This window comes from Microcoleus sp. B3-D2, assembly GCF_036705345.1.
GTDB lineage: Bacteria > Cyanobacteriota > Cyanobacteriia > Cyanobacteriales > Microcoleaceae > Microcoleus.
Genome location: NZ_JAUBUG010000025.1, coordinates 68,184 through 79,094 on the forward strand (window position 1 = coordinate 68,184; position 10,911 = coordinate 79,094).

The 10,911-nt window shown below is 44.1% G+C and carries 8 protein-coding genes; 3 read left to right on the plus strand and 5 right to left on the minus strand.

What is annotated here, in order from left to right; translation table 11 throughout:
• Positions 1–188 precede the first annotated feature (188 nt).
• The 4 genes from folB to QUB14_RS12020 form a co-directional block, all read right to left on the minus strand.
• Positions 189–545, minus strand: coding sequence for a dihydroneopterin aldolase (gene folB, locus QUB14_RS12005; protein ID WP_333217201.1), 357 nt, complete (start codon positions 543–545; stop codon positions 189–191).
• Between the two features lie 153 nt (positions 546–698).
• Entirely contained in the window at positions 699–2,066 is a 1,368-nt protein-coding gene (locus tag QUB14_RS12010; protein ID WP_333217202.1) for a serine/threonine-protein kinase, read from the minus strand.
• A gap of 397 nt (positions 2,067–2,463) precedes the next feature.
• Entirely contained in the window at positions 2,464–3,576 is a 1,113-nt protein-coding gene (locus QUB14_RS12015; RefSeq protein ID WP_333217203.1) for a formylglycine-generating enzyme family protein, read from the minus strand.
• 130 nt (positions 3,577–3,706) lie between these two features.
• The gene (locus tag QUB14_RS12020) at positions 3,707–4,990 is read right to left on the minus strand and encodes a glutamate-5-semialdehyde dehydrogenase (RefSeq protein WP_333217204.1); all 1,284 of its coding nucleotides are present in this window, start codon (positions 4,988–4,990) and stop codon (positions 3,707–3,709) included.
• A gap of 226 nt (positions 4,991–5,216) precedes the next feature.
• Between QUB14_RS12020 and QUB14_RS12025 the strand changes: the two genes are divergently transcribed.
• From QUB14_RS12025 to QUB14_RS12035, 3 genes are all read left to right on the plus strand, one after another.
• On the plus strand, positions 5,217–6,941 hold the full coding sequence (locus QUB14_RS12025) for a zinc metalloprotease HtpX (protein WP_333217205.1): 1,725 nt from the start codon (positions 5,217–5,219) through the stop codon (positions 6,939–6,941).
• 267 nt (positions 6,942–7,208) lie between these two features.
• Complete coding sequence (locus QUB14_RS12030; protein ID WP_333217206.1) at positions 7,209–8,192, plus strand: SMP-30/gluconolactonase/LRE family protein; 984 nt, start codon at positions 7,209–7,211, stop codon at positions 8,190–8,192.
• A gap of 124 nt (positions 8,193–8,316) precedes the next feature.
• Positions 8,317–10,044: a hypothetical protein gene (locus tag QUB14_RS12035; RefSeq protein WP_333217207.1), complete on the plus strand. Its 1,728-nt coding sequence runs from the start codon at positions 8,317–8,319 to the stop codon at positions 10,042–10,044.
• Between the two features lie 599 nt (positions 10,045–10,643).
• Here the strand turns inward: QUB14_RS12035 and QUB14_RS12040 are convergent.
• On the minus strand, positions 10,644–10,911 hold a 268-nt coding region (locus QUB14_RS12040; protein WP_333217208.1), incomplete at its 5' end, for a transposase.

The window sequence follows — 10,911 nt, forward strand, 5'->3', positions numbered from 1 at the left end:
CAAACCCTTATATTCCCCCATCCCCCTTCAAAAGAGCAAATACCTCAAAGTGGGTATTTTTAAGGGGGATGTAGGGAAATCTCCGAGCTGTGAAGTTCACAATCAGTAGTTTTAAAACACGCCCTAGCGGGTATCGGGAAGACAGTAGAGTGGCTAAGTATTAAGGGCTAATGACTGATGACTATTGACTAATGACTTCTAGTAATTTCTAGAGTAATTCTGCCACCAAAATCAGGGATAGGGGCGGCAGGTTTTGAGAGGTGTAACTTGACTTTCTCGACTAACGGTAGTTCTAAAAGCGCTTGAGCAATAGTATCTGCTAGGCGTTCGATTAATAAAAATTTCGACTCTTGGACTAGCTTTTGAATCAGAGTAATTGCGCTGCGGTAATCAAGAGTATGTTGAATATCATCACTTTTTCCAGCTTGCGATAAATCGAGCCATAGAGTAACATCCACTTCAAACCACTGTCCCAAAACTTGCTCTTCCGGCAGATAGCCCGTATATCCGTAGCAGCGAATTCCTGTAAGTTGAATAGAATCCATTTTGCAATAAACTAAAAGTGCGTTGTCTATACCAATTTGTATTAAACCAGATAAAGTTCTCTTTCTCTTCCCTCTCTTTTTTTGCCCTTTTCCTTCTCCCTCTGCGCTCTTTGCGCCCTCTGCGGTTCAATCACTCTTATTCTCTCTTAAATTTCACAACTCTCCTCCTTTCTCCAACTTGTCCAGTAAATCCTCAGCAACTTCATACCATTTCCGCCTAATTTCAGCATCTTCTGGCTTTTCTGTCAAGCTGCGCCCTTGTAATTCGGGATATTTATTGTAATATAATTCATCCACTTTTTGATAGAATATATCTTGATTAATGTTGAGATTTTTGCGCCGTTTACCAATTTTTTCTTGACGAATTATTTCGGCTTCCTCTAAGGATGTATCGGGAGGTTGCTGGCGCGAAGTAAATTTAGGTAAATCCGGCAACTTGGGCAACGTGAAACCAGATTTGACTACACTAAAAGCTAACATTCCTGGCACCAAAACGACACTTAAACTCCCTAGGATTTTCCAAGGAATTAAGTTGAATGTGCTGTTGTTATTAACCAGTTGAGGATTTTGGTGAACAGGAGTATGATTGCTGGTAGCAGTTTGAGTGGTGTTTTTGAAAGGGCGGCCCACAAAGTTCATTGTCACCATTTGGGAAATTATACTGCCAATTTGAGATTGTTTTGGATCTTTGAGTGCTTCGCGGACTGCTTTTGCAGATTGGTAGCGATCGCCCGGTTGTTCTGCTAACATCCGATCCAATACCGTGGCTAAATTTGAGCTGACACTGACGTGCGATCGCCAATCCCAAGTTTTATTATTGATATCGTACAATTTTTGAGGCTTTTTGCCGCTTAGCAGTACCAAAGCCGTGACGGCTAAAGCGTACAAATCGCTAGCAGCAGAAACTTTCCCCAGTCGTATTTGTTCTGCCGGCGAATAACCCTGTTTGCCGATCGCCGTATCGGATTGTCCGTTAAACTGAAGTACGGCATTGGCTGCGATTTGTTTGACAGAACCGAAATCAATTAAAAATGGTAGTTTGTCAGCATCATGCTGAATAATATTATCCGGGGAAATATCGCGGTGAATTAAATTTTTTGAGTGGATGTATTCTAAAACTGGTAAAAGCTGAAATAGCAGTTGAGTAACTTCTGCTTCGGTAAAATTTTTACCTTGCTGCTGGCGCGATATCAATATTTCTTCATAGGTTTGACCCTTGATATAATCTTGCACTAAAAATAAAGATGGATTCCCGCCCAAATCCGTTCGCAGAAGTTCTCGAAAGCTTGGAATTTGCGGGTGTTGGAGGTGGTAAAGCATACTCGCTTCGCGATCGAACAATTCGGCCGCTTTCGGGCTGTGAACAACCGGAGAAAACTCTTTGAGTACGCAAGATTCGTTGTAGCGGTTGATGTCTTCGGCGAGGTAAGTGCGCCCGAAGCCACCGCGGCCCAATTCGCGGAGGATGCGGTAGCGTTTTTCGAGAGTCGAACCAGGGGTGAGGAGGGAGGAGTTAGACATAAACCACGGCAAATTGTTCGATTTGGGGAGTCGCCGAGCACAGTATAGCTCATTGTAGCTAAGTTTGTTTGAATGTCAGGGCGATCGCTTTTTTTGGGATGGATGAAGGAGAAGGGACACTTGGCTTAAGATGCCGTATCTACAGGCTATTGGGTGGGTTTTACCAGGCATCTATGTGGGAAAGAAACAATAATATAACAGCGCACTCTTAAAATCATCCCTACTGCGATCGCGCTTATTCACCTCCTTTTTCTGCTAACTTATGCTCTTTGAAAGCTTCTAACAGCTTTCTATTTTAAAATTTAGGTACAATTCGATTTCTCTTGCCCTTCTGCCGTCAGGGAAAAGGCAAAAGTGCAGAGGGTAAAAGGGTAAAGAAGAGTCTTCGCCGGGAAAACTAGGACGACGGAGAAACCGACGCTACCGCTACGCGAAAACCCCAGCGCCACCCTTTAAGGACCCCCCCGTACCGGAGGCGAAAGGCACTGCGGCAAAAGACCGCACAGTAGGACCAGGAACCGCCACGCAGCAATCGGGTATTATCTCTGCCAGGTTCCCAAGAACTTCCGTCAGTTGGTGTGCCGTTATAGTTTTCGTACCACTCATCGCTGCACCATTCCCAAACATTGCCGTGCATATCGTACAGCCCAAAGGCATTGGGGGGAAAACTCCCGACATCGATTGTTTTTCTGCGGTTAAGTCCTTTGGGGGCGTTTGCGTAGGGGGAGCTTCCGTTATGGTTGACTAAATCGGAGGTAATGGTTTCCCCAAAATGGAATGGGGTTGTTGTACCAGCACGACAGGCGTATTCCCATTCTGCTTCACTCAGGAGGCGATATTTTTTCCCGGTTTGTTGCGAGAGTTTGCCACAGAATTCGACGGCATCATCCCACGATACAGTGTCTACAGGACGTTTTTCACCTTTAAAATATGATGGGTTGTTTCCCATCACTGCTTGCCACTGTGCTTGGGTGATGGGATATTTGCCTGCATAAAAAGCGGGTACTGTTACTTGATGCTGCGGACTTTCGCTCTCCTCTCGTCTTTCTTCTGTTGCTGGGGAACCCATCATAAATGTGCCACCGGGAATGTAAACCATTTCCAGCACAATTCCGTTCCCTAAGTCTTCGGGCAGGAAATGAGCATAATGACGGCGGCGACCGTTTTCTTTTCCATACGCATCAACTGTTATCACATCAAAGTCAAAGATAGGCAAATATTTTTGGAGCTGCTGTTTTAGATTTGGTTCATCTCTATCCTTCAGCAGCGAATAGGCTGCAAATTTCACCGCGATTGATTCATCTTGGAGTGCCGCAATTATTAAATCTAAACCTGGATCTCCATATTTCAGCGCTTCAGACAGTGCAGCAATTTTCACCTCGACAATGGGAGAAGCTAACCGACTTTTAACGCCGGGAATCCCGCCTAAGACAGCCGCAGCCAATGGCACTTGAGATTCACCGCCAAGGACAGCATCGTATTCTCTGGGTTGATTTGGATTTTCTGTCATAATCGGGACTTACGTAAGTGTCACACTTCTATCCAGTTGTAGGGTGCGTCAGACGCAGTTCTAGGGTGATTATTCAGGGCCTCGGATTCTGACGCACCCTACTAATTATGCCAGTTGCGTAAATCTTGTATTACAAATCTCGATGCGTAAATTCCTTAGCATCTTTCCCTACATAACTAGCGGCAATATGACCATCTCCAACAACTCGATACTTATAGGTAATTAACCCCTCTAAACCGACAGGCCCGCGAGGTGGCATTTGCTGCGTGCTAATCCCCACTTCTGCACCGAAACCGTAGCGGAAACCGTCGGCAAATCGAGTAGAACAATTGTGATAAACTCCGGCCGCATCTACTCCATTTAAAAATGTCTCGGCGGCTTGGCTATCTTCGGTGACAATGACATCTGTATGTCTGGAACCGTATGTATTGATATGGTTAATTGCCTCTTCCACAGAATCTACTATTTTGATTGACAAAATTAAATCGCTGTATTCTGTAGACCAATCCGCTTCATTTGCTTCGGCAATATTTTCGAGGATGGCGCGAGTTTTTTCGTCTCCCCGCAATTCGACTTTTCTCTGCTGCAAAGCTTCGGCAACTGCGGGCAGGAATTTGGGGGCGATCGCACTGTGAACTAACAAAGTTTCAATGGCATTGCAGGCGGCTGGATACTGGGTTTTTGCATCTACAGAAATCTCAACTGCTTTCTGAATATCCGCCGCTTTGTCTGCGTACAAATGACAAATTCCGTCGGCGTGTCCTAACACGGGAATCCGCGTGTTTTCCTGCACGAACCGCACGAATGAATTAGAACCTCTGGGAATAATCAAATCTACATATTCATCCATTTTCAGCAGTTCGATTGTTTCTTCCCGCGTCGTGAGCAACTGCACGACTTCTGGATTAACCGCAGTTTCGGCTAATGCTTGATGGATCACTTTTGTCAAGATTTCGCAGGAACGGACTGCCTCTTTGCCGCCTTTGAGAATGACGCCGTTTCCTGATTTGATTGCCAAGGATACTATCTGAATTAAAGCTTCTGGGCGCGCTTCAAAAATAATGCCTAAAACGCCCAAAGGACAGGTGATGCGCTTCAGAATTAATCCTGTATCCAATTCGCGGTGAATTTGCACGACACCGATCGGCTCAGGGAGTTTCGCAACGTCGCGCACGCCTGCGATCGCACTTTTCAACTTGCTCTCATCCAACTTTAGGCGATCGTACAGCGGTTTCGCAATTCCATCCGCCTGGGCCGCCTTGCAGTCAGCCGCATTCGCCGCCACAATATCCGGCGCAGCAGCTTCTAAAGCTTTCGCAATAGCTTCAATAGCTTGATTTTTGGTATTAGCGGACAAAACTGCCAATTTTCTAGCAGATACGCGCGTTTTTTGGGCAATTTCAATAATAGACATGGCAGTAACTTTTAAATAGTTTTGATTGTTCGGTTTTGAATTTTGAGTTTTGAATTGAATCCGCACAAATAAATTTCGGGGCGGTTTTCAATCTTAACAATTCTAGAGGAAATTCTATATTTTTGTTGAGACCCCTTACAGCAATCCGCATTAACAGGTTAAAACAGTGAAGTATAGATAAAATCCCACGGTCATTTCCATTTGTCAATAACCTTTGGAGAGTATTATGTCATCTCACGCCCCTTTACGCAAGGCAGGGCGAGCCGCCAAACCCGGCGTTAAACTGATACAGAAAACTGGCGGAAATCTCGTTTTAGCTTCCGGCGTCACCATCAGCCTGCTGTTTGGTATGGTGTTAGCGCTATCTTTAGCCTCTGTTTTGATTCTCAACAGTCCCGATCCAGTCGCCGGATTGGCGATCGCACTTCCCATAACTCTAATTTTTAACATCGCTGCTTTTTTCTTATCGCCTTACTTGATGGACTTAAGCCAAAATTGGCTATACCATACTCGCTGGGTTTCCCTAGCAGAAATTGAAAGCCTAAGTCCCGAAACAGCGAAAGTTATTAAGAAGGTTTGCAAGCAGAAAAAACTCCAGCAGCCGCGTTTAGGAATTATCGACGACCAAAACCCTACTGCTTTTACTTACGGTTCATTTCCCAACAGCGCTCGCTTAATCGTCAGTCAAGGTCTTTTTACCTATTTAGACGACGAGGAAATTGCCACTGTTTACGCCCATGAACTCGGTCACATCGTCCACTGGGACTTTGCAGTAATGACTTTAGCTTCGACTTTGGTGCAGATTACCTATTTAATTTACACTACAGCTCAAAGGATGGGTCGAAGTGGTGGTGAAAAAGCTAAAGATGCAGCAGGTACTGTAGCTGCTGTTGCTTATTTGTTTTACATCGCTGGCACTTATTTATTGCTGTATTTGTCGCGGACGCGAGAATATTTTGCCGACCATTTTGCTGCCGAAACTACTGGCAACCCCAATGCTTTGTCTCGCGCTTTGGTAAAAATTGCTTACGGTATTTTGGAAGAAGGACAAAGGGCAACAGAACCCAGCCGCTTATTAGAAGGAACTCGCGCTTTAGGCATTTACGATGCCAAAGCTGCCACATCTACTGGCACTGCTTACAGGATTTCTTCGGAACCAGAAAAGATTGGGCGAGTGTTTTTGTGGGATATGTTTAATCCGTGGGGTTGGTGGATGGAGTTGAACTCTACTCACCCGCTGACGGGTAAACGAGTTCGCGCTTTGAGCACTTATGCCGAACAATTAGGCTTGGATATTGAGTTTGACATGGGCCGGATTGTCGGCGAAGGCAACGATTTGAGCAAGCGGAGATTGTACGGCAATTTTGTGTTCGATTTGCTGTTGTACAGTGCAGAAACTCTGGGCTTAGCGGTGGGTTTTGCGATCGGCATTTCCCTGTATGCTGTAAACCCGATGATGATGGTTGCTTGTCCTTTAATCGCTTTGGGTGCGGGAATTTTGCTGAAGACTTTGGTAATGTTCCCCAATTACGAAGAAGCAGAACACTTGGATGTTTTAACCTTAATGTCTGACCCTTACGCAAGCCCTTTGCGGGGTCAACCGGCGCAACTGCAAGGCGAATTAATTGGTCGCGGCGATGCGGGTTATAGCTTCGGTTCTGATTTGAAATTGCAAGACAGAACGGGAATGATTTATCTGCGCTATGCTTCTCGTTTTGGGCCAATTGGTAATTTGCTGTTTGGCATGAAACGGGTTAAAAGTTTGATTGGAATGGATGTTAGGACTTTGGGTTGGTTCCGCCGGGGCGTTGCACCTTGGATGGATTTGATTCAGCTTGAAAGCGATAGCGGTACGGTGGTTAACAGTTATCACCGCTTCTGGTCTGTTGTGATGGGTATAGGGGCGCTCGCGATCGGTATTGCATTTCTATTCGTGTCATTTCCTGCTTAACAGTTGACAGGTGAAACGTTTTAAGTTAAATATAATTAAGCTCGCATTTTCGAGCTTCTTTTTTTTCTTACATACGGTACTATTAAATTCAATACCGCTCTAAATTATATTTTTATGTTATCAAAATAGTGAGTTGACGCACTGCTTTAGATGTGTTAGCGAAGGGGCGCGATAGCGCTATTGTAGCAAATAAAGAAGAAAGGAAGAAGTAAAGCAGGAGATAGGTAATCTTATGGTGGGAAGGAAGTAATTAAGTTATGAGCAAACATGACAATCAAAATTGCTACAATTAGTTTGTTGTTGATAGTATTAAGTTTAGCAGTCAGCAACCCCAGCAAAAAAGTTAGGGGGAACTTAACAAAACTGACCGCCCAAACGGAAAATAGGGATAAAAAAAACACCGTGCAAGATATTCTTGATGACAGTGCGAAATTAGAAAAAGTAGCGGGCAATTTCCAATTTATAGAAGGCCCGATTTGGCATCCAGAGGGTTTTTTGCTGTTCAGCGATATTCCCGCCAATATTATCTACAAACTCGCCTCCAATCAGCAAGTTGAGGTATTTCGCAAGCCTTCGGGCAAAGCCAACGGGAATACTTTAGACAAAGAAAACCGCTTACTTACTGCCGAACACGAAAATCGCCGCGTATCCCGTACTGAAAAAGACGGCAAAGTTATCACGTTGGCGGATAGATACGAGGGAAAAAGGCTCAACAGTCCGAACGATTTGGTTGTTAAATCCGACGGCAGCATTTATTTTACAGATCCGTCCTACGGTGTTAGTAAAGACCAGGAAGAATTGGGTTTTTACGGTGTTTACAGGCTGGCACCAGACGGGAAATTAACTCTGCTGGTTAAGGATTTGGTGTTGCCAAATGGCATCGCCTTTTCACCAGACGAGCAAAAACTTTATGTCAACAATTCGGAAGCGGGATACATTGCCGTTTTCGATGTAAAACCGGACGGAACTGTTACAAATGAGCGGCTTTTTGCAGCAGATTTAAAAGACGCCAGTCAAGGCGGAGTTCCCGACGGTCTAAAAGTTGATTTAGAGGGGAATGTTTACAGCACCGGGCCGGGGGGAGTGTGGATTTTTTCGCCGGATGGCAAGCTTTTGGGGAAGATTTCTGTGCCTGAGACGGCGACTAATTTGGCTTGGGGAGAAAGCGATCGCAAAACGCTTTATATTACGGCAAATACAAGTCTGTACCGGATTCGCCTTAAAATTGCGGGTGTGCGGCCTGGAAAATGATCTAAAATCGGGCGAAGTTGAAAGTAAAGCGGTTTTTATTAGGGGTAATTGACGGGGCATGATATAATCTTAGGTTTGAGAATCACTCATTCCCGATTCTTTAATCTCGAATCTCAAATCTCTAATGGTATTAATAGCTCGGTTGCACAAATTTCTAACTGCTACAGTCGATCGCAAATCCCGATCACACACAATATTTTGGTTGACTTTGAGCTTGACATTTGCTGCACTTTATGCTTTTTTAGGACTCAAGCAAGCCTTCAGGGCCGAGTATATGGTGCAAGACGATGCGAGGCAGCACGTTTTCTGGATGATGCGGTTTGTCGATCCTGAATTATTCCCCAACGATTTCATTGCTAATTACTTTCAATCAGTCGCCCCCGCAGGATACAGCACGCTCTACAAATTAGCCGCAACAGTTGGCATTCATCCGCTATTTCTTCACAAAATATTGCCGCTATTTCTCGCGTTAATCTCGACTTATTACTGTTTTGGTCTTTGCCTAGAAATGCTACCAGTGCCGATGACTGGATTTATTGCATCTTTGCTGTTAAATCAGCATATGTGGATGACAGATGATTTGGCTTCTACAACGCCAAGAGCTTTTATCTATCCGATATTTCTGGGTTTTTTATATTATTTGTCGCGCAGTTCGTTGCTGCCTTGTTTGGGGGCGATAGCGCTGATCGGACTATTCTATCCTCCTTACGCCTTGGTTGCTGCCGGAATTTTAGTTTTGCGCCTGCTATGCTGGAAAAACGGCGGTTTGCGCTTGTCGGGCGATCGAACTAATTACCTATTTTGCACTACAGGTTTGGGAGTAATCTTTTTAGTAATGCTGCCCTATGCCTTAGATAACTCTGAATTTGGCCCAACTTATACCGCAGCAGAAGCGAAGCAAATGGCCGAATTTGTTCCCAGCGGCAGAAATGCTTTTTTTCGTCCCAATCCTAAAGATTATTGGTTGACAGGGCGGGGTAGCGGGATGTTTCCCAAGTCGCTGTTTACGCCTGTAACTCACTGTGTCGGGCTATTATTTCCGCTGCTGCTGTTTTTGCGATCGGCTTTTCCCTTAGCAAATCAGATTCAAAGCAAAATCTGGCTTTTGCTTCAGCTATTTTTAGCATCCTCGGCGATGTTTTTTGCAGCTCACGCTACCATTTTTAAGCTGTATCAACCTGGTCGCTATACGGCCTACAGCTTGCGATTTATTGTTGTGTTGATAACTGCGATCGCCCTAACTTTAATTATCGATGGAGTCGGTTATTGGGCATCAACAACCGCAACAAGATTTGATATAAAAAATCTAGTTGCACTAATTACGACAGCGATTATCGCTATCGCCGTTGTGTTTTATCCCTGCTTGGTCGAAAAATTTCCCACCGTCGGCTATGTAGAAGGTAAAATGTCGGGTTTGTACAAATTTTTTGAGCAACAACCTAAAGATATCTTGATTGCTTCAATCGCGCCAGAGACTGACCATTTGCCAACATTTAGTCAGCGTTCGGTTTTGGTGGCAAAGGAATATGCAGTGCCGTATCAGAAAGGCTACTACAGCAAATATCGGCAGCGGCTTAACGATTTAATTCGCGCTCACTACACTCCCGATCGAGCTGTAGTGCAAAATTTTATTAATCAATATGGAGTTGATTTTTGGATGATCGATCGCAATGCTTTGACTCTTCAGTATATAAAGGATGATGGCTGGCTAAATCAATTTGATTCTACACCGGAGGCGATGCTTTCTATCCAACAAGGAAAAATTCCAGCCTTAGCTTCAGCAATCACAAGTTGTACTGTTTTTCAGAATGAAATTCTAGTGGTTTTGGATGCGTCTTGTATTGTGAAATAGGCTGGTAATTAAGGCGAGGCAGAGCCAAAGCATCTGCATTCCTAGGCAGAGCATGGGAACTCTAAAAAAAGTCAATTACGGGATTGGGAACATATTAAACATGAAGTAGAATGGTTAGAAAATCCTAATTATTCTGTTAGTGCAGATGTTACCGCCTGCTGGGATGAAACAGGAACCGATTCGGTTGTGTGGGGCTTGTTATGCCCAGTCGCCTTGTCATAAGATGGAGTGGCAGTTTAAAACGCTTACGGGTGTGTTAACGAAGTTCCTGCGAAGCAGGCTCGGCATCACTTATGCTGGCTGTGGGAATGTCCCAACTGTGGGGCGAGGTTTAAGGTTCCGGCTTTGTCGGTTGATAGCCGATGTCAGCGGTGTTTGATGGGTTGTGGAGAGAGGGCGAATTGGCAGAAAATAATTGTATAGTTGCTATCACTGTTTTCTAAATATTTTGAGATCTTGAAAAATAAATTGTTCTATGATATCAATATCCAATAGAAATACATATTTTAATATTTATCATCCAACAGCTACAAATGAATGTAAAATTATAAAATATCGCGTATTTTTTTATCGACAATGCTAGAAGTTATACCAATTTTCTAAAGTCCTGCTACAAATAATGCCTCTAAAATAAATTCCCATCCCGTCAAAGAAGCAACGACTTCTTTCGTCAACTTTTCTAACTCTTTTTGCACCGCTGTTCTCAATTCTTCTATACCATCAAACCTCAACCATTTCAATTGTTCTTTTACATATCCCCACAGTCTTTCTATTGGGTTTACTTCCGGACTGTAGGCGGGTTGAAATAGTAAAATAACATTTTCTGGTATGCTGAGATTTAAGGAGTTATGAAATCCTCCATTATCT